Origin of the sequence: Liquorilactobacillus capillatus DSM 19910 (assembly GCF_001434915.1) — a bacterium.
Taxonomy (GTDB): domain Bacteria; phylum Bacillota; class Bacilli; order Lactobacillales; family Lactobacillaceae; genus Liquorilactobacillus; species Liquorilactobacillus capillatus.
On the sequence record NZ_AZEF01000010.1, the window covers coordinates 37,813 to 55,695 of the forward strand.

Below are 17,883 nucleotides of genomic sequence, written 5' to 3' on the forward strand. Positions count from 1 at the left end.
TTGCTGCTGAGAAAAGGGTGGATGCTGATAATGAAACACATCTATGAATTAATAAGCTGAACGAGTAATTTAATTACTTTACTAAGGTTATTCGACTAGGATCGTTATCCTGTTGATTAATTCAACATGAGATTTATTTTGTGAAAAATAAATAAATTGAGGTGGAACCACGATAATTCGTCCTCTTAGCATTTTGCTAAGAGGACTTTTTTTACTTTAAGGAGGGAAAATAAGATGCACAAGATAAACTTACCTTTAGGGACACGTGCCGAATTTGGTGAACGAGCTGTTAAAAAGCAACTGTTGATAACGAAATTACAACAGTACCTTCAAAAAAGAAATTTCATGAAAGTTAATACACCATTACTAGAGTATCAAGAGGTTTTTACCAATTTTGATTTAAAACAAATGCGAACATATCAGTTGCTTGATAAAAATAATAAGACCGTTGTTTTGCGACCAGATCTGACACTGCCGATTGCACGATTGTTAACGACAACTAATATTAAATTACCACAAAAATTTTATTATGTAGGTGATCTATTTAAAATCGCCAAAGAGTTGTCAGGGAGAAATAATCAGATGACACAGGCGGGAATTGAATTAGTTGGTTATTCATCTTTAAAAGCGGAACTGGAATGTTTACTTTTAATTAACCGGATAAGTCAGAAATGGTTGAACGGTCAGGTCAAACTTGAAATTAGCCATGCGTATTTTACAGATAGTATCTTAGATAGTTTAACTGCAGATACAGCACTTAAAGAAAAAATAAAAAATGAACTTTATCGAAAAAGAATCCCTGAGTATCAACGACTGATTAAACGTTTTGAGAAAACGACAAGTTATGTGTTTCTTCAAAAGTGGCCGCGTCTTTTTGGAGAAACTAGTGCTATTAAAAAAATGCTTATAGGTATTAAGCTACCAAAAGAAGCGGCTCATTTCTTAAACGAAACGTTAGCGATTGCCAAGTTAGCTACGAAGCTCCCCAATCAAAAGGTAATCGTTGATTTAAGTATTGCACCACCGCAACCGTATTATACAGGCATAACTTTCAAGGGATTTGTAGATGAAATCCCTGAGTATCTTTTTAGCGGAGGACGTTACGATCAACTATTAGAAAGCTTTCAAGCGCAACCGGAACCTGCCGTGGGGATGGGGATTGATATCGATCTTTTGGCTGAAGTAATTACGGTTAAGAGTACCCAGAGAGAAAAGAAATACTTATTTTTTGAACCTGATCAAATAAAAGAGGTTGCGGAACAGCTTTTGCAAGACATAAGTTATGAACTACTTTTAGAAGATGATCTCGAAAAAGCTAAGAAAAAAGTTCGTTTAGAAAATGCTGCATTATTTAAAATAAGTGAGCGAGGTGAAGTTGAAAATGTCATTAAAAATAGCTCTAACTAAGGGGCGGGTCGAAAAGAAGGTTATACCGTTATTAGAACATGCGGGAATCAATTGTGTACCTTTAAAAAATAAAAAAAGAAAACTGATCATTCAGTGTAATAACGGTGAGTTTGAATTTATCTTAGCAAAGGGACCAGACGTTACAACTTATTTGAATGCAGGTGTAGCTGATATTGGGATCGTTGGCAGTGATATTCTTGAAGAGCAGCAAAATGAACAGTATGAGCTATTAGATCTAGAAACTGGTAAGTGTCAATTTGTCTTAGCTTCAACGGCAGACTTTGACGTTGATAGCCCTGAACGTAAAATAATTGGGACAAAATACCCACTGATAACTAAGCGGTATTTTGAATCATTGGGGCAAGATGTTGAAATTATAAAAATCGAAGGCTCAGTGGAACTAGCACCGTTAATAGGTTTAGCAGATGCTATTGTTGATATTACTGAAACAGGCACGACATTAAAAGAGAATAATTTAAAAATATTTGATTATTTGAATAAGATTTCGACTCATTTGGTTGTCAATCGAATGTCACTTAAGCAGCATTCCCGAGAGATATTTAATTTGACAGATCAGTTGGAGAAAGCCGTTTTAGAAGAAAAAAGTAAAGGGGAATTAAGTACAGATGAAAATTTATAATGAATCATTAACTGAAATGAAAAAGATCGTTCGTCGTTATACAATACAGACGACAGATTTAGAGATAGAAAAACAAGTTGCACAGATTATTGAAAAAGTTAGAACAAAGGGTGATGAAGCACTTAAATCTTATGAAAAACAATTTGATAAAGTTGAGCTTGATGGCTTGCGTATCTCGAGCAGCCAATTAGATGAAGCTTACCAAAATATTTCACCTGATTTAAAAGATGCCCTCCAGCTAGCTAAGCATAATATTATTGCCTATCATAAGATGGAATTAGAACATGGCTTTATTGATGCTAAACTGCCGGGGATCATTCGTGGTCAAAAAGTTACCCCATTACAGCGTGTTGGCTTATATGTTCCAGGCGGAACTGCAGCATATCCCTCAACTATTTTGATGAATGCTTTACCAGCTAAAATAGCTGGTGTGGATGAGATTATCATGGTAACTCCACCACAAAAAGATGGGGTAGCACCGGCTGTTTTAGCGGCTGCTAAAGTTGCTGGCGTAACGGCTGTTTATCAAATAGGCGGAGCACAAGCCATTGCGGCATTGGCTTATGGAACTGAATCAATTCCACGTGTTAATAAAATAGTTGGCCCGGGAAATATTTTTGTGGCAACAGCTAAGAAGCAAGTTTTTGGGCAAGTTGCGATTGATATGGTAGCCGGGCCTTCAGAGATTGGAATTTTGGCTGATCAAACAGCTGATGCTAAACAACTGGCAGCAGACTTGTTATCACAGGCAGAACATGATAAGCGTGCACGTGCGATTTTAATTACAAATAGTCAGACATTAGCTACTGCAGTTAGCGGTGAAGTTGAAAAACAGCTTATGACACTACCACGTAAGGCAATAGCTGAAGTTGCCATCAAGGAACGGAGCTTTATTGCAATCATGGATTCAGTTGCAGAGATGTTTACATTAATGAATGATGTGGCCCCTGAGCACTTAGAGGTGCAATTAGCCGATCCAATGCAATACCTCAGTTCGATCCGTAATGCGGGCTCAGTTTTCTTGGGTAAGTACGCTTCGGAGCCTTTAGGTGATTATGTGGCCGGACCTAATCATGTATTACCAACTGGTGGAACAGCTAAGTTTTCATCACCTTTAGGAGTCTATGATTTTATCAAAAAAACATCTTTTATCCAATTTTCAAAAGAGGCTTTGCGTAAAGATCTCAAGGCAATTACAACTTTAGCCCGAACGGAAGGACTTGAAGCACATGCACGAGCAGTTGAGTCTAGATTTAAAGGAGATGATGATCAATGAGAAAAGCTACGATAACACGTAAAACAGCTGAAACACAGATTAGTATCAGCCTTGACCTCGACCAACAAACAGGTATTGAGATTGAAACAGGTGTTGGTTTTTTTGATCATATGCTGACTTTGTTTGCTAAGCACGGACGATTTGGACTAAAAGTTAAGGCGACCGGGGACTTGAATGTTGATGCACATCATACGGTAGAGGACACGGGAATTGTTTTAGGAGAATGTTTTAAACAAGCGCTGGGTAAAAAAGAACAAATTGAACGTTATGGAACAGCATTTGTTCCGATGGATGAGACATTAGGGCGTGTTTGTGTTGACTTGAGCGGTCGTTCTTACCTTATCTTTAATGCTGAATTAACGAATCCACGTCTAGGAAGCTTTGAAACAGAAATTGTTGAAGACTTTTTTCAAGCGGTAGCCTTTAGCACTGAAATGAATTTACATGCTGAAGTTTTATATGGTCGCAATACGCACCATAAGATAGAAAGTTTATTTAAGGCTTTTGGAAGAGCCATGCGGCAGGCAGTTACGCTTAATCCTGAAATTCAAGGAGTTAATTCAACAAAGGGTGTGATCTAAATGATAACGCTAGTGGATTACGATGCAGGAAATACCTATAATTTACAAAAGGCTTTTGCTTATATTGGAGTTGAAACAAAATTAACCGACGATCCTGCTGAATTACTCGCGAGCGAGGCCATTATTCTACCAGGGGTCGGAGCATTTCAAAAAGCAATGAGCATCTTGGAAACTAAAAAACTGGATGTTACTCTGCGTAAAGCAGTGGGGAAGGGAATTCCTTTATTAGGAATATGCTTAGGGATGCAGCTGCTTTTTGATTCTTCTAGCGAATATGGCGTTACTGAAGGGTTGCATTTAATTCCAGGAACAGTCAGGGGACTACCAGAGAAAAAAGGTTTTAAAATACCACAAATGGGCTGGAATAAAAATAGGCTTTGTCAGCCTCATTCTGAATTCAAGATATTAGAGAACAAATATACTTATTTTGTGCATTCTTACTATGCAAAGTGTGCGTCAAAATATGTTATCTCAGAAGTGGAATATTCAGTTGCTGTTCCAGCAGTTGTTCAAAAGGAAAATGTTTTTGGGATGCAATTTCATCCTGAAAAAAGTGGGCAAGTAGGGCTTGACCTGCTGAAAACATTCGTTGAAAGGATAGTGATTAAATGATTTTTCCAGCGATTGATCTGCAAGGAGGAAAAAGTGTCCGTTTATTTCAAGGGGACTTTACAAGAAAAATATTAATTAATGAAGATCCTGTTGAACAAGCCCAGAAAATTAATGAGAGCGGACTATCCCAGCTTCATTTAGTTGATTTAGATGGTGCTAAAGCGGGGAAACCGCAGAATTTAAATGTAATTAAGCATATCAGAGAAAAATTTGAAGGGCTAATAGAACTTGGCGGTGGAATCCGAAACTTTGAACAGTTAAGATCCTATTTAGGATTAGGTTTGAATCGCATTATTATTGGCTCAGCAGCTTTAAAGGATCCTAATTTTGTAAAAAAAGCACTTGCCCAATACGGAGCTGAAAAAATAGTTATTGGTGTCGACGGAACGAATGGTAAAGTTGCGATCAATGGTTGGTTAGAGCAATCTGAAACAACGATGATGGACTTAATCGCTGCGATGCGCCAAGTAGGTGCACGACATTTTATTGTAACTGATGTTGCTCGTGATGGAACGATGCAAGGAGCTAACGTTGAACTTCTTTTAGGTTTAAAAAGGTCTTTTCAAGATTGCAATATTATCGCCTCAGGTGGCGTGCGCAACTTAGAGGATATTAAAAATCTAAGAAAGAATGGTATTGATGACATAATTGTTGGAAAGGCACTTTACGAAGGCGAGTTAACCTTAAAACAGATTGCTGAGGTGGAATGAAATGCTGGCTAAAAGGATAATTCCGTGTCTGGATATTGACAATAATAGGGTAAAAAAAGGTATAAATTTCGTTAACTTAGCAGATGTTGGTGACCCGGCAACGATTGCTGCAGAGTATGAACGTCAAGGGGCCGATGAGCTGGTTTTCCTTGATATTACCGCAACTAATCAAAAAAGGGCAACAATGATAGATGTTGTTGAGAATGTTTCACGTCAAGTGTTTATGCCGCTAACGGTTGGCGGTGGGGTCAAGGATTTAATTGATATGCAAAAACTACTTAAAGCAGGTGCCGATAAAATAGCCTTGAATTCAGCTGCAGTTGCCAATCCACAGTTAATCCAGGCGGGAGCTAAAAAATTTGGCAATCAATGTATTGTAGTTGCGATTGATGTGAAAAAAGACCCAGGTACCGCACACCGGCGAGTTTATACACATGGTGGCAAACAAGCAACAGAAATGGATGCGATTGAGTGGGCTAAGCAAGCTGTGGCTTTAGGTGCTGGGGAGCTCCTTGTTACAAGTATGGACAAGGATGGGACTAAAACCGGTTTTGATGTTGAATTATATCGGGAAATAGCTGCGGTTGTGGATGTTCCGTTGATTGCATCGGGTGGAGCAGGTAAGATAGCCGATTTTACTAAAATCTTTACAGAAGCACCAGTTGATGGTGCACTAGCTGCATCAGTTTTTCACTTTGGAGAATTGACAATTCCACAAGTTAAACAAGCTTTAACTGCTGCGGGGGTGAACGTCAGATGAATTATCCTAATTTTAAAAAGGGACTTTTAACGACGGTTGTTATTGACTCAAGTTCACGGGAAGTCTTGATGGTAGCTTGGATGAATGAAGAAAGTTATCGTAAAACACTTAGTACTGAGCAGACCTGGTTTTGGTCAAGGTCACGGCAAAAACTATGGCATAAAGGAGAGGAAAGTGGGCATACACAAAAGGTTAATAAAATGACGCTGGATTGTGATAAAGATACACTACTTGTTGAAGTTACACCCAATGGACCGGCATGTCACACTGGGCAGACAAGTTGTTTTTTTAATAAAGTTGATTTAAAAAATAGGAGGAACTAATTATGCAAGACTTAGAAGAATTATACAAACTAGTTTTAGAAAGAAAGAACAATCCTAAAAAAGGATCATATACCGATTACCTTTATACTAAAGGGTTAGATAAAATTTTAAAGAAAGTAGGAGAAGAAGCAACTGAAGTAGTTGTAGCAGCAAAAAACCCTGACCGCAATGAATTGATTTATGAAACGGCAGATTTGCTTTATCACGTAATGGTTTTATTAGCTGAACAAAAAGTTTCATACGATGAAATAAAAAAAGAACTTGCAAAACGTGAAGGATTAATGAGTAAAACGAAAGATCGCCCAGAAATCACAGACTTGTAAAAGAGAAAAGAGGTAGCTTAGATGAAAAAGCAAATCCAAGCAATTCAAAGCTATACGCCAGAGGAATCGCTAAGTGATGTTAAACAACGATATGGTTTAAAAAAGCTTGTTAGGCTTTCAGCCAATGAAAATCCGTATGGAACGTCGCCTCACGTGAAGGAAGCAGTTTTAAAGTGGAGTTTTGGAGAAGAAAACCGTTACCCAGACAGCTATGCTTTAAAACTAAGAACAGCAGTGGCAAGTAAATTAAAGGTTGATGCCCAAAGACTCGTTTTTGGTGTTGGGCTTGATGAAATAATTGCGATGTTTTCACGGATTTTTCTTGAGTCAGGTGATGAGGTTCTAGTAACTGATCCAACTTTTTCAGAATATGCTTTGCATGCTGAGATTGAAGATGCTCAGGTTATTAAAATCGCTTGCAACAAACAAACTGGTAAATATTCTTTTGCTACTTTCTTAGATAAAATTACACCCAAAACGAAAATGATTTGGTTATGCAATCCGAATAACCCAACCGGAACTTATGAAGAAGTCAGTGATATTGAGAAGTTCATTCAAAAGGTTCCGAGTTCAGTTTTGATATTAATTGATGAGGCTTATATTAATTATGTTACTGATAATGAGGAACCTAGCTCATTAAGGTTAATTGAAAAATTTGAGAATATTGCAGTTTTAAGGACTTTTTCTAAAGTGTATGGGTTAGCTAATTATCGTGTTGGGTACGCAGTGGTTTCAGCTAGAATCGCTGCCTATATGGAGGCGGCACGGTTACCGTATAATCTGAGTTCAATTGCGCAGGTCGCTGCACTTGCTGGCTTGAACGATCAGAGCTTCGTTGATCAGTCGGTTGCTAAAAACAAAATTGAACGCGAACGTTGGGAAGAATTTCTGACGGTTAATAACATTAAGTTTTATCATAGTCAAGCTAACTTTATCTTTTTGCAGTACCCGACAGCTGATGCTTTAGCGGAAGAATTGTTAGCACATGGGTATCAGGTGCGGCGTGGCTTAAAACCTAATTGGTTGCGGATCACGATTGGTGAGCCTGAAGATAATCGTAAGATCCAAAGTATGATTGTCAAAAAGAAAAATAGTTAATTAATATTATTACTGCGAGTATCTCAATTTATTTGATACAATAGAAATGAGTATTTATATTGTTTTCTATTTTAGATGAGGTGAGATTATATGGCAGATAAAATTCGTTATGGGATTATTGGTGCGACAACACAGGCAGCCAAGTTTGTAAGGGCACTAGAAATTAGTGATAGTAGTATTGTTGTCGGAGTAGCGGATGCTGAACCAGCACAAAGCAAACAATTTGCCCTTGAATTAGGGATACCAACTGTTTATGAAAATTATACACAGTTATGCCAGTCTGGCGAGGTCGATATTATTTACATTCCAGTGAAAAACAAAGAGCGCTACGATTGTGCAAAAGAAGCGCTGGAGAATAATAAGAATGTTTTGCTGGAGCATCCCTTTACACGACATAAAGTTGGAGCAAACGAGCTTTTCCAGCTTGCAGCTAAGAAAAAGCGGTTTATAATGGAAGCCCAAAGCGCCCTTTTTCTGCCAATCATGAACAAGGTGAGAGAACTACTTGAAGATAAAACAATTGGTGAAGTAAAGTTCATTGATGTTAAGGAAAAGCATCCTATTACTGATAAAGATGAATGGTTTTCGCAACTCGATGCAGGTGGTGGTGCTTTATTCAATGGCGGATCAAATCTACTAAGTGTTATCCAGTTTTTATTAAATAAACCGATAAATGAATGGTCTGGCTTAGAATATAATCAGGTTGGTGAGGCAGATACAAGCTGTATCTTAGCTCTGAAATGCGGTGAGATACTTATTAACAGTCTGATAACAACTGATTTTGATGTTGAAAATGAACTGGTAATCTACGGAACAAAAGGCAAGTTAAAGATCCCGAATTATTGGAGGGGAGCTGCCGCAATTTTAGAAAATGCCCAGGGAACGAAACGCTTTGCTCTTGAGAATCAGAAAAATGAATTAGTGTACGAAGTTGACCATGTCGCAGAGTGCTTGAATAGTGGAGTGTCTACAAGCCCGATTGTGACCCCAGAACTAACTATGCATACGATGAGTATTATCCAAAATCTATACCAGAAATGGTACAGTGATCCTTTGAACTAGTAACCAATCACTAAGTTTTTTTTAAGTAAGACCGGCTCAATTACGACCGGTCTTTTTTGATAGCTTGATAGATTAATTTTAAGATAGTGTTTAAATATTATAATGTAGATAAGTAAATAACTAACATACTGTTTGATTATTAATAACTGTAATATAAAAAGTGTTGGCAATTAATGCACCAACACTTACAGGTATTATGTTTGTTGCTTAAGCTAGTTTATAAAAAGATAACTTTGAATAGTGCAACTGCACAGATTCCGGCTAAAAGTGGAGCTGCAACGGGGACCCAGCTATAGTCCCATTGCGACGATCCCTTATGTTTTAAAGGTAATATTTGGTGTAAGATACGCGGGCCTAAGTCACGTGCAGGGTTTAAAGCAGGTCCAGTTGGTCCACCGAAGGACGCAACGATAACCATCACCAGTAAGCCTACTCCAATAAAGCCGGATAATTGGTTACCTTTGGCAAATGTTGGCGCGTTAGTAATACCTAGTGCACCGAAGACTAAGGTAAAAGTACCAAAAAATTCGTTAATGAAACCATTAAGCTTGCTCTTGGTAGCGTCTGTAGTTGAAAAAGTTCCTAAAACACGATTGGTGTCGGCTGTTAAATCATAATGAGGCTTAAAGCAAGCGTAGATAACTAATTGCCCCACAATAGCACCCAGTAGCTGTACAACTATGTATGGAATAACTTCTTTCCAAGGGAAAAGGCCGGAGACGGCTAAACCAACAGTAAAAGCTGGGTTAATATGATTGCCTGAAATACTGCCGAACATCAATGCTGGAATCATAACGGCAAAACCATACCCAACCGAAATAACGATCCAGCCGCTGTTACTTCCTTTGGTACGTTCTAAATCGACGGTAGCAACGGAACCGTTACCCAGAATAATCATAATTGCTGTTCCGAAAAATTCAGCTGCTAGCCGTGTTGTTAGTGAATAATCCATGATAACCTCCTTAAAATAATACTTTTTAATCTTATCATAAAATAACTTAAAGTAAATGTCGGTAAGCGTTTAATTTTAGATGTTATAGTTGGTTTTTGACGAAAAATACCCTAGAATATAAATAGTGACCGAAGGAGGTTAATGATGTGATAGCAAAACCGGTTGAACATATGTTAAATGAACGCCAAGATCATTTTCTGATTCCAGCAGAAATTGTCGCAAACGTTCAGGAGACTAATCACTTAGACCACGCATTTTTGGTTTTGACAAAGGTTCGTTATTCAAAAATCCCGGTCCTAGATAATGAACAACATTTTAAGGGACTATTATCTTTATCGATGATCACTGAAACAATGCTGGGGATGAATGGTATTGACGCTACCAAGTTGAGTCGTAAGACAGTGGGTGATGTTATGGAGAAAGATACGCCAACGATTACATTGCCATACGATTTTGAAGAAATATTACACTTGTTGGTTAACCAGCCGTTTTTAGTTGTAGTTAATCAAGATGGAATCTTTACTGGAATTGTAACTAGACGTGAAGTTATGAAAAGTTTTAATTATGTTGCACATGATCTTGACAAGGACTATAATGTCTCCGAAAAAGATGAAAGTACAACGTAAGTCACTAAAATGCGATATTGATGTGAATTACAACTAGAGTTACGGTCCTTTTTGCTGTAATTTAGAGTTAAGTGGATAAGTCTGACTTATAATGTTTGTGTATAAGAAATAAAGAAGAGGACTGAATCAAATGTTCTTTTGAGCAGGCTTACTTATCTAACTGAAAAATGATTAAAAGTATTGGAGGAGTTTTTGTGGTTAAATTAGATGCAAATGACATTATCCGTACCATTGCTGAATCTCAAAAGAAAACGCCGGTTAAAGTTTATATTAAGGGTGAGATGGCTAAAATCGTGATCCCTACTAAAGTAGACGCATATCTAGAAGAAAAAACAGGTATTTTATTTGGAGATTGGAAAGATATCCAGCCATTGTTAGAAGATCATACTAAAATCAAGGGATATCATGTCGAAAATGACGGACGGAATACTGGCGTCGCGCTTTTGGATAAAAAGAAGTTTAATGCACGGATTGAACCAGGAGCAGTCATTCGTGATCAAGTTGAAATTGGTGATAATGCTGTTGTAATGATGGGAGCAGTTATTAATATTGGAGCCGAGATCGGCGCTAATTCAATGATTGATATGGGAGCTATTTTAGGCGGCCGTGCAATTGTGGGTCAGCACTGTCATATTGGTGCCGGCACAGTCTTAGCGGGTGTTGTTGAGCCTCCTTCCGCGCAACCGGTAGTAATTGAGGATGATGTTCTAATTGGTGCTAATGCAGTTGTGCTAGAAGGAGTTCGTATCGGTAAAGGGGCTGTTGTTGGGGCTGGCTCTGTGGTAACAAAAGATGTTGCTCCAGGAACAGTTGTAGTTGGAATGCCAGCTAAAAAGATTAAAAATGTTACGGATGTAGCTGCTGGTAAAACAGAAATTGTTGACGATTTGCGTAAGCTGTAAATAGTAAGTTGCTATAAAGTAATGTGGCTGGGACAAAAGGTAACTTTTGACCTAGTCACTTTATTTTAATCTTGCTTATATGTGTTAGCTTATTTTTATATGTTTGTGAGAATTTACCTATGTTTTTAAAAATATAAGCTAAGCTAGAAGTTAAAATACTTTAAAATAAGGACTGATAAAATGGTACTTGACGAAAAAAAGCTAATTAAAATTAGAAGAGAGTTACATAAAATACCAGAAATTGGAATGAAAGAATTTAAAACACAAGCCAAGTTACTCGAAATTATTAAGTCACTGCCGCAAAAGTATTTAGAAATAAAAACTTGGCAGACAGCTATTTTAGTAAAAGTTATAGGAAAGGATCCGACATATACAATTGGTTACCGAACGGATATTGACGGACTGCCAGTAGTTGAACAGACAAGATTACCTTTTTCCTCTGAAAACCCAGCAACAATGCATGCTTGTGGACATGATATTCATATGACGGTGGCCTTAGGAATTCTGAGCTTCTTTGCAGACAATCAGCCAGCAGTTAATATGACCTTTATTTTCCAACCTGCAGAGGAGAATGCAAGCGGCGGTAAACAGCTTTATGAGAGTGGAGCTCTTGATGAATGGATGCCTGATGAAATCTATGCTTTTCACGATAATCCACAACTTCCAATGGGAGTAATTGGTTGTCGGCAAGGCACTTTGTTTGCTGGAACGTGCGAGATCCATGCACGTTTTATTGGTGAAAGTGGCCATGCAGCTTTTCCACAATTCGCTAATGATATGGTCGTTGCAGGGGCGCAGTTTGTTAATCAGATCCAGACAATTGTTAGCCGCAATGTTGACCCAATTCAAGCAGGGGTGGTAACCTTAGGTCACTTTGAGGCAGGAAAGACTGGTAATGTTATTGCAGGTAAAGCTCAAATCGATGGGACGATTCGTGCTTTAACACAAGATATGAATCTTTTAATCCAAAATCGTGTGCGGAAAATTGCAGAAGGAGTAGCAGCCACATATGATTGCCAATTAGAATTAGATTTGCATCAAGGTGGATACTATCCTGTTGAGAATAATGTACAAACGACAGCTGCCTTTATTAAATATATGAAATCAGCAGCCAATGTCGATTTCATTGAAACTAGGCCAGCAATGACGGGAGAGGACTTTGGCTTTCTACTTTCCAAAATTCCGGGAACGATGTTCTGGCTCGGTGTTGAAAGTAAGTATTCATTACATTCTGAATTCTTTGCGCCCAAAGAAGGTGCAATTATCAAGGGTGTTGAGGCGATGACTGGGTTCCTGAGAGTTAGACAACATGAAGTAGCAACTGATAAATAATAAAGCGGATTAGATTTTAGCTAATTAAAAAATAAACAAGGTGTAAAGTCAATTTGCTTTTTGACTTTACACCTTGTTTTATAAATATCGTTCAGCTTTACTTTGACTATTGCGCATTGGCCAAATTAAGTGGTGAGTTATTAATTTTAAAACCGGCTTTAGTAAGTTCCTCTAGATAAGCCGCTAGAAAAGTTCTTTGGATTTCGTACTGAGCTCCATTTTTGGTGTAGATAACAACACGTAGGGCTAAAGAACCTTTACCGCTGTCAACAGTACCTAATAAAGTTGGTTTCTTTGTTATATCAGGAAAATGAGGTGTTAGTTTTTCATTGACCTTTTTAATAATAAGGGACATATCTTTAATGTTTTCAGTAGGATCAAAATAAATATCGATTAATGCACGCATATCATTACGAGAGAGATTGCTGACGATCGTAATATTACGATTGGGAATAAAATGCAGTGTTCCATCATAGCCAATAATTTGAGTTGTTCGTAGCCCGATAGCATGGATACTTCCCTCAATTAGTCCGATCTTAACTTCATCGCCAACATCGAACTGTTGCTCTAAAAGGATAAAAAAGCCAGTTACGACGTCAGTTACGAATCCCTGAGCTCCTAAACCTAAAGCAACACTCATAATCCCAGCACCAGCAATTAATGTTCCTACAGGAATTCCTAGAACAGATAAAACAGCGTAGAAATAGAAAAAGAGAACAGAGTAGTGAAAGATATTTAGAGATAAAGTATAAATAGTGTTGATTCGATTAACAGTTAGGTGTTCATTCTTACGAGTTGTTTTAAAACTACGCGAGATAATTCTTTTACCCACCCAGTTGACTAGAATGAAGAAAAGTGAAAGCAAAAGCAGTGATAGAAAAATAGTCACTATTTTACTGATTATCTGATTCCAGTTAATACTTGCAAAGTAACTGGTAAAAAAATTGGTTTGGCGGCTAACTTGATGAGAAACATCTGCAGTTAGGGATGAATTCTTAGCACCTAAGATAAAATATTGCATATAACGACTCTCCTTTAACTATATTATTATAATAGCAAAAAAAAGGGGCTAGAGTAGGATTGTTTTTTAAAAGATTTGGTTAAGCCGTTAATTTGTCTTTTAATTGAAGTTTTAGAAAGGCAATGCTATTCTAAGGATAAGTAGTAAAAATGAGGAGGCGGTTATATGACACTATCTTTGGGACAACTAGCGGGTTTGATCGCTGCACTGGCATTCTTGTTACTTGTCATTTTTATGTGTGTTGTTTTAATTAAAGTTGCAAAAACAATGAATGAAGTTAACCAAAGTGTTAAAATATTGCGCAATGATGCTGACGCAATTTCAAAAGAGGTTGAAGCTATCTTATCTAAATCAAATGTGCTATTAGAGGATGTCAATGGTAAGTCCAAAAAAATTGACCCACTTTTCCAAACAGTAGCAGATTTGAGTGAGAGTGTCTCTGATTTAAACAATGCAAGTCGTAATTTAGTTGGGAGCTTTTCATCTTCAACTAAAAGTGTTGGCAAAGTAACCATGACAGCTGGAGTGTTGAAAAAAGTTTATAGTATGTGGCATAAAAAAAGTAAGCGGTAAGTAAGATAATTTAAGGGGATGGTTTGATGGGGAAGAAAACAGCAATTGCAATCACATTAACAACAGGTGTTGCTGCATATTTTGCAACACGATATTTATTAAAGGATAAGCATCGCGAGGAAATGATCGCTAAAGCTAATAATTTAGCTGACGAAGGATCTGAGAAAGCATTAAAATATTATCGCTATGCAAAAGACTATTTTGAAGATAAAAATGAATTTGGCTGTGAATTTGAGAACCTAAAGCAAAAGTTTTCTAAGAAAGCCCAAGATTTAAAGGACAACGATAATGTTAATAAAGCATTTGACTCTTTGAAAGATGCAACGTCTGATTTAAAAAAACAATTTGAAAAAGCAAAAGTTGATTATGATGACTTAGCTCCAGAGACTGACATTGTAATTGATGGTCGTTCCGCTTTTGGTCAGGCTAAGCAAGCTGCTGAGACTGAAGGAGATCAACCAACAGAAGTTTTTTATCCACAACAAGATTAACTATAAGATAAAGTCAGTTTATTTGGCTAAAGGGACCGGTTCATTTTTGAATCAGGTCTTTTTAAATATAATAAAAACAGCTGAATCAAAGTTTTTTCTTGATCCAGCTGTTTTATTGATAATTAATATTAAGCTATTTTTTAGCTAGTTAGTGCCAATTAAGTGAAACTATTTACTGACTCCATACGATATTCGTACGGAAATATCTGGTAGTTGGCGGAAATTTATTTAGCGAATAGGAATAACTTGGAGTTCTTTAGGTGTGTGTGTAAAAGGAAGACAGCCATCAGCAGTAATATGGACGCAGTCCTCAATCCGAACACCAGCAACGCCGGGAATATAAATACCAGGTTCGATCGAGAAACACATTCCGGGTTGTAATTCCATTTTATTGCCGGCCATAATTGAAGGAAATTCGTGTTCACTTTGGCCCATCCCGTGGCCTAGACGATGGATAAAGTACTCACCATAACCGGCCTTGGTAATAATATCACGAGCTATTTTATCTAAGTCTTCCGCTATCATACCGGGTTTAGCAGCTGCTTGAGCGGTTAATTGTGCTTCAAGGCAAACATCGTAAATGTCTTTAGCTTTAGCGTTGACCTCGCCAAAAGCAACTGTCCGACTGGCATCGGAAATATATCCTTGGTAAATAACGCCGAGATCAAAGAGAACCAAGGCGTTTTCGTTAATATAATCTGTTTTAGGAAAGCCGTGTGGTTCAGCTGCATTTGTACCACTTTGGACAATGGTGTCAAAACTGGTATGTGTGATACCTTTCTTTTTCAAAGCATATTCAATCTCTGCAACAACATCTTGTTCTGTACGTGTTTTTTGCAAAGAATCAAAACCGACTTGGAAAGCAAAGTCAGCCCATTTACCAGCAATCTCTAGTTTCTTGATTTCATCAGCTGTCTTAAGTAGCTGTTCCTTTTGGATGAAGGGGGTAAGATCACCGGTAAATTCTGCTTGAGGAAATAATTTATTTAATTCCTCATACCGACTGACATTTAAATTACCTTTTTCTAACGCCCACCGTTTGGGGGCAGTAATTCTGTTACGGATTTTAGCGGCGATAATCGCAAAAGGATCTTCATGATCTAGGTAACCATAGACAGGGTACTTCCAACCAGTATCTTTAATGGCCTCAACTTCTAGTGCTGGGGCAAATAAAAAGGGATCTTTATCGGGAAAAACAAAAAGTGCAAGTACACGTTCAACAGGATCACTGTAAAAATTAGTGAAATATTGAATGTTTTTAGGACCACTGATGTAACCAACTTGATAGTTATTAGCAGCAAGCCATTTTTGCACAGCTTCAATATGTGACATATAATCGCTCCTTTGATTTAATAGTTAAATTATACCATAGCCACTGTTCACGAGATTATAGAAAATGAAAAGAGTATGAAAAGACGACAATTAAGCTATGAAACGCTTGCATTTACTCTTTTTTTTTGATAAGTTAGATAACGTTAATGAAAATGAATGAAAACAAGAAAGGGCCAATCATGGAAAAACAAACAATTACAATTTATGATGTTGCACGTGAAGCAGCAGTTTCAATGGCTACGGTTTCTAGAGTTGTTAATGGAAATCCGAATGTTAAGCCAGCGACACGCAAAAAGGTTTTAGAGGTAATCGATCGCTTGGATTACCGACCTAATGCGGTTGCTCGCGGACTTGCAAGTAAAAAAACGACAACGGTGGGAGTAATTATTCCTGATGTAACAAATGTTTATTTCTCATCACTTGCACGTGGGATCGATGATGTTGCAACGATGTATAAATATAATATTATCCTTGCAAACTCAGATGGGAATGCTCAAAAGGAGATTCAAGTTTTAAATACATTGTTGGCTAAACAAGTAGACGGTATTATCTACATGGGTAATAAAATTAGTGACGAATTGCGGGTTCAGTTTGACCGCAGTAAGACACCGATTATTTTAGCTGGTTCAGTGGATAACAAGGAAGAATTAGGTAGTGTGCATATTGATTATGTTGCTGCTGTTGAAGAAGCTATTTCAGATTTGATCAATCATGGCAATAAGAAGATTGCTTTTATTTCTGGACCGTTAGATGAACCAATCAATAGTGAGTATCGATTAAAGGGTTATAAAAATGTCCTTGCTAAAAATGGAATTGAATTTGATGAAGAACTGGTATTTGAGACAGATTATAGTTACCGTGCTGGTGAAATTTTATGGCCAGCAATTGTTTCAGCAGGAGCAACGGCAGCTTATGTAGGGGACGATGAGTTAGCAGCAGGCGTTTTAAACGGTGCACAGGATGCAGGTGTAGAGGTTCCAGAAGAATTTGAAGTTATAACAAGTAATAATTCTAAAATAACAGAAATTGTTCGCCCTAAGCTCTCCTCGATAACACAGCCGCTCTATGATATTGGAGCAGTTTCGATGCGCTTTTTGACGAAGCTAATGAATAAAGAAGAAGTAACTGAAAAAACAGTTGAATTACCTTATGGCTATATCAAACGTTCGTCGACTAAATAATTAGCTGCGATAAAACGCTGAAAAGATAATTGTTAAGCTGACTTAGAGAGTTAATTATTTTTTTCTTGATCAAGCAGTGTTTTTTTATAAATTTATTTTGAGGTGTTTTTGATGCGAATTAATAAGCCAAGTTCGAATACTTATCTCTTACTGGCATTGCTAATTATGGTCATCTTATTTATCAGTTCTTCAATGACATATCGCCAACAGACGTCAGTACCTTTTTTGGAAAGGTTTTTGACAAACAAACCGTTTGAAGTATTTTTGAGTCAATGGTCATTTCATTATGCAAATGAAACGATCAGCGTTAGTCAAGTGGGCTATTTTAAGTTTCTTGAGTTTTTTATCAGAAAAGGCGCTCATTTTTCAATCTACTTACTGCTGGGTGCTTCCTTGGCAGCTGGGTTAGGTCCACGTCTTAAAAATAAATTGTTAACAATTGCAATTGGTACTTTATCTGCTATTGGCTATGCCGCATTAGATGAATTTCATCAGATGATTACTGGTGACCGAACACCTTTATTTCAAGATGTTATCTTAGATGGAATAGGTGCTCTTGTTGGGGTAAGTTGTGTGGTTCTTTTTTTACTGAGACATAAAAAGGGACGCTAGCTTTGATAAGTTGTTGCGTTAAGTGTTATGATTTGTTACTATGAAAAGCGACTGTAACGTCAATTTTTC

At 37.4% G+C, this 17,883-nt stretch carries 21 protein-coding genes and 1 other annotated feature (1 of these 22 only partly in view); of the genes, 18 read left to right on the forward strand and 3 right to left on the reverse strand.

Going from position 1 to position 17,883, the window contains the following annotated elements; all coding sequences use genetic code 11:
- Window positions 1-188, forward strand: a binding site (T-box leader) (it extends 51 nt beyond the left edge of the window).
- Between the two features lie 46 nt (window positions 189-234).
- From FC81_RS02425 to FC81_RS02475, 11 genes are all read left to right on the forward strand, one after another.
- Window positions 235-1,407 carry an ATP phosphoribosyltransferase regulatory subunit gene (locus FC81_RS02425; RefSeq protein ID WP_057742685.1) on the forward strand — a complete coding sequence of 391 codons (1,173 nt, stop codon included), beginning with the start codon at window positions 235-237 and terminating at the stop codon, window positions 1,405-1,407.
- On the forward strand, window positions 1,382-2,047 hold the full coding sequence (hisG, locus tag FC81_RS02430) for an ATP phosphoribosyltransferase (protein ID WP_057742688.1): 666 nt from the start codon (window positions 1,382-1,384) through the stop codon (window positions 2,045-2,047). Before FC81_RS02425 ends, hisG begins: the two co-directional genes overlap by 26 nt.
- Window positions 2,034-3,323, forward strand: a complete 1,290-nt coding sequence (gene hisD / locus FC81_RS02435) for a histidinol dehydrogenase (protein WP_057742689.1) — start codon at window positions 2,034-2,036, stop codon at window positions 3,321-3,323. Before hisG ends, hisD begins: the two co-directional genes overlap by 14 nt.
- Entirely contained in the window at window positions 3,320-3,904 is a 585-nt protein-coding gene (hisB, locus tag FC81_RS02440) for an imidazoleglycerol-phosphate dehydratase HisB (protein WP_057742691.1), read from the forward strand. The genes hisD and hisB overlap by 4 nt, the downstream gene beginning before the upstream one ends.
- Window positions 3,905-4,516: an imidazole glycerol phosphate synthase subunit HisH gene (hisH, locus tag FC81_RS02445; RefSeq protein ID WP_057742692.1), complete on the forward strand. Its 612-nt coding sequence runs from the start codon at window positions 3,905-3,907 to the stop codon at window positions 4,514-4,516.
- Complete coding sequence (hisA, locus tag FC81_RS02450) at window positions 4,513-5,226, forward strand: 1-(5-phosphoribosyl)-5-[(5-phosphoribosylamino)methylideneamino]imidazole-4-carboxamide isomerase (RefSeq protein WP_057742694.1); 714 nt, start codon at window positions 4,513-4,515, stop codon at window positions 5,224-5,226. Before hisH ends, hisA begins: the two co-directional genes overlap by 4 nt.
- Window position 5,227: 1 nt before the next feature.
- Entirely contained in the window at window positions 5,228-5,986 is a 759-nt protein-coding gene (gene hisF / locus FC81_RS02455) for an imidazole glycerol phosphate synthase subunit HisF (protein WP_057742695.1), read from the forward strand.
- On the forward strand, window positions 5,983-6,309 hold the full coding sequence (hisI, locus tag FC81_RS02460; protein ID WP_057742697.1) for a phosphoribosyl-AMP cyclohydrolase: 327 nt from the start codon (window positions 5,983-5,985) through the stop codon (window positions 6,307-6,309). The genes hisF and hisI overlap by 4 nt, the downstream gene beginning before the upstream one ends.
- A 2-nt stretch (window positions 6,310-6,311) precedes the next feature.
- Complete coding sequence (gene hisE / locus FC81_RS02465; protein WP_057742698.1) at window positions 6,312-6,632, forward strand: phosphoribosyl-ATP diphosphatase; 321 nt, start codon at window positions 6,312-6,314, stop codon at window positions 6,630-6,632.
- A gap of 21 nt (window positions 6,633-6,653) precedes the next feature.
- A complete protein-coding gene (hisC, locus tag FC81_RS02470; RefSeq protein WP_057742699.1) occupies window positions 6,654-7,730 on the forward strand; it encodes a histidinol-phosphate transaminase in 1,077 nt (358 codons plus the stop codon).
- A 90-nt stretch (window positions 7,731-7,820) separates the two neighbouring features.
- Complete coding sequence (locus tag FC81_RS02475) at window positions 7,821-8,792, forward strand: Gfo/Idh/MocA family protein (RefSeq protein WP_057742701.1); 972 nt, start codon at window positions 7,821-7,823, stop codon at window positions 8,790-8,792.
- A gap of 217 nt (window positions 8,793-9,009) precedes the next feature.
- On the opposite strand, the gene FC81_RS02480 is transcribed toward FC81_RS02475, so the two are convergent.
- The gene (locus FC81_RS02480) at window positions 9,010-9,744 is read right to left on the reverse strand and encodes an MIP/aquaporin family protein (RefSeq protein WP_057742703.1); all 735 of its coding nucleotides are present in this window, start codon (window positions 9,742-9,744) and stop codon (window positions 9,010-9,012) included.
- 146 nt (window positions 9,745-9,890) lie between these two features.
- On the opposite strand from FC81_RS02480, the gene cbpB reads away from it, so the two are divergent.
- From cbpB to FC81_RS02495, 3 genes are all read left to right on the forward strand, one after another.
- Window positions 9,891-10,370 carry a cyclic-di-AMP-binding protein CbpB gene (gene cbpB, locus FC81_RS02485; RefSeq protein ID WP_057742705.1) on the forward strand — a complete coding sequence of 160 codons (480 nt, stop codon included), beginning with the start codon at window positions 9,891-9,893 and terminating at the stop codon, window positions 10,368-10,370.
- Between the two features lie 194 nt (window positions 10,371-10,564).
- The gene (gene dapD / locus FC81_RS02490) at window positions 10,565-11,272 is read left to right on the forward strand and encodes a 2,3,4,5-tetrahydropyridine-2,6-dicarboxylate N-acetyltransferase (RefSeq protein WP_057742706.1); all 708 of its coding nucleotides are present in this window, start codon (window positions 10,565-10,567) and stop codon (window positions 11,270-11,272) included.
- A gap of 180 nt (window positions 11,273-11,452) precedes the next feature.
- On the forward strand, window positions 11,453-12,604 hold the full coding sequence (locus FC81_RS02495) for an N-acetyldiaminopimelate deacetylase (protein ID WP_057742708.1): 1,152 nt from the start codon (window positions 11,453-11,455) through the stop codon (window positions 12,602-12,604).
- Between the two features lie 106 nt (window positions 12,605-12,710).
- On the opposite strand, the gene FC81_RS02500 is transcribed toward FC81_RS02495, so the two are convergent.
- A complete protein-coding gene (locus FC81_RS02500) occupies window positions 12,711-13,625 on the reverse strand; it encodes a mechanosensitive ion channel family protein (RefSeq protein WP_057742709.1) in 915 nt (304 codons plus the stop codon).
- A 165-nt stretch (window positions 13,626-13,790) separates the two neighbouring features.
- Between FC81_RS02500 and FC81_RS02505 the strand changes: the two genes are divergently transcribed.
- Together FC81_RS02505 and FC81_RS02510 are read left to right on the forward strand one after the other, a co-directional pair.
- Entirely contained in the window at window positions 13,791-14,198 is a 408-nt protein-coding gene (locus FC81_RS02505) for a DUF948 domain-containing protein (RefSeq protein ID WP_057742711.1), read from the forward strand.
- Between the two features lie 26 nt (window positions 14,199-14,224).
- Window positions 14,225-14,689 (forward strand): hypothetical protein, encoded by a 465-nt coding sequence (locus FC81_RS02510; RefSeq protein WP_057742713.1) that lies wholly within the window; start codon window positions 14,225-14,227, stop codon window positions 14,687-14,689.
- A gap of 228 nt (window positions 14,690-14,917) precedes the next feature.
- Here the strand turns inward: FC81_RS02510 and FC81_RS02515 are convergent, their stop codons facing one another.
- The gene (locus FC81_RS02515) at window positions 14,918-16,021 is read right to left on the reverse strand and encodes an aminopeptidase P family protein (RefSeq protein ID WP_057742715.1); all 1,104 of its coding nucleotides are present in this window, start codon (window positions 16,019-16,021) and stop codon (window positions 14,918-14,920) included.
- Window positions 16,022-16,200: 179 nt separating this feature from the next.
- Between FC81_RS02515 and ccpA the strand changes: the two genes are divergently transcribed.
- On the forward strand, window positions 16,201-17,202 hold the full coding sequence (gene ccpA / locus FC81_RS02520) for a catabolite control protein A (RefSeq protein WP_057742717.1): 1,002 nt from the start codon (window positions 16,201-16,203) through the stop codon (window positions 17,200-17,202).
- A gap of 111 nt (window positions 17,203-17,313) precedes the next feature.
- Window positions 17,314-17,814 (forward strand): VanZ family protein, encoded by a 501-nt coding sequence (locus tag FC81_RS02525; RefSeq protein WP_057742719.1) that lies wholly within the window; start codon window positions 17,314-17,316, stop codon window positions 17,812-17,814.
- Window positions 17,815-17,883: the final 69 nt, after the last annotated feature.

What these genes read in the sequence shown, in the direction of transcription:
- FC81_RS02425 (WP_057742685.1), top strand. Translation starts at nt 235, where the DNA reads ATGCACAAGATAAACTTACCTTTAGGGACACGTGCCGAATTTGGTGAA.
- hisG (WP_057742688.1), top strand. Translation starts at nt 1,382, where the DNA reads ATGTCATTAAAAATAGCTCTAACTAAGGGGCGGGTCGAAAAGAAGGTT.
- hisD (WP_057742689.1), top strand. Translation starts at nt 2,034, where the DNA reads ATGAAAATTTATAATGAATCATTAACTGAAATGAAAAAGATCGTTCGT.
- hisB (WP_057742691.1), top strand. Translation starts at nt 3,320, where the DNA reads ATGAGAAAAGCTACGATAACACGTAAAACAGCTGAAACACAGATTAGT.
- hisH (WP_057742692.1), top strand. Translation starts at nt 3,905, where the DNA reads ATGATAACGCTAGTGGATTACGATGCAGGAAATACCTATAATTTACAA.
- hisA (WP_057742694.1), top strand. Translation starts at nt 4,513, where the DNA reads ATGATTTTTCCAGCGATTGATCTGCAAGGAGGAAAAAGTGTCCGTTTA.
- hisF (WP_057742695.1), top strand. Translation starts at nt 5,228, where the DNA reads ATGCTGGCTAAAAGGATAATTCCGTGTCTGGATATTGACAATAATAGG.
- hisI (WP_057742697.1), top strand. Translation starts at nt 5,983, where the DNA reads ATGAATTATCCTAATTTTAAAAAGGGACTTTTAACGACGGTTGTTATT.
- hisE (WP_057742698.1), top strand. Translation starts at nt 6,312, where the DNA reads ATGCAAGACTTAGAAGAATTATACAAACTAGTTTTAGAAAGAAAGAAC.
- hisC (WP_057742699.1), top strand. Translation starts at nt 6,654, where the DNA reads ATGAAAAAGCAAATCCAAGCAATTCAAAGCTATACGCCAGAGGAATCG.
- FC81_RS02475 (WP_057742701.1), top strand. Translation starts at nt 7,821, where the DNA reads ATGGCAGATAAAATTCGTTATGGGATTATTGGTGCGACAACACAGGCA.
- FC81_RS02480 (WP_057742703.1), bottom strand. Translation starts at nt 9,744, where the DNA reads ATGGATTATTCACTAACAACACGGCTAGCAGCTGAATTTTTCGGAACA.
- FC81_RS02495 (WP_057742708.1), top strand. Translation starts at nt 11,453, where the DNA reads ATGGTACTTGACGAAAAAAAGCTAATTAAAATTAGAAGAGAGTTACAT.
- FC81_RS02500 (WP_057742709.1), bottom strand. Translation starts at nt 13,625, where the DNA reads ATGCAATATTTTATCTTAGGTGCTAAGAATTCATCCCTAACTGCAGAT.
- FC81_RS02505 (WP_057742711.1), top strand. Translation starts at nt 13,791, where the DNA reads ATGACACTATCTTTGGGACAACTAGCGGGTTTGATCGCTGCACTGGCA.
- FC81_RS02510 (WP_057742713.1), top strand. Translation starts at nt 14,225, where the DNA reads ATGGGGAAGAAAACAGCAATTGCAATCACATTAACAACAGGTGTTGCT.
- FC81_RS02515 (WP_057742715.1), bottom strand. Translation starts at nt 16,021, where the DNA reads ATGTCACATATTGAAGCTGTGCAAAAATGGCTTGCTGCTAATAACTAT.
- ccpA (WP_057742717.1), top strand. Translation starts at nt 16,201, where the DNA reads ATGGAAAAACAAACAATTACAATTTATGATGTTGCACGTGAAGCAGCA.
- FC81_RS02525 (WP_057742719.1), top strand. Translation starts at nt 17,314, where the DNA reads ATGCGAATTAATAAGCCAAGTTCGAATACTTATCTCTTACTGGCATTG.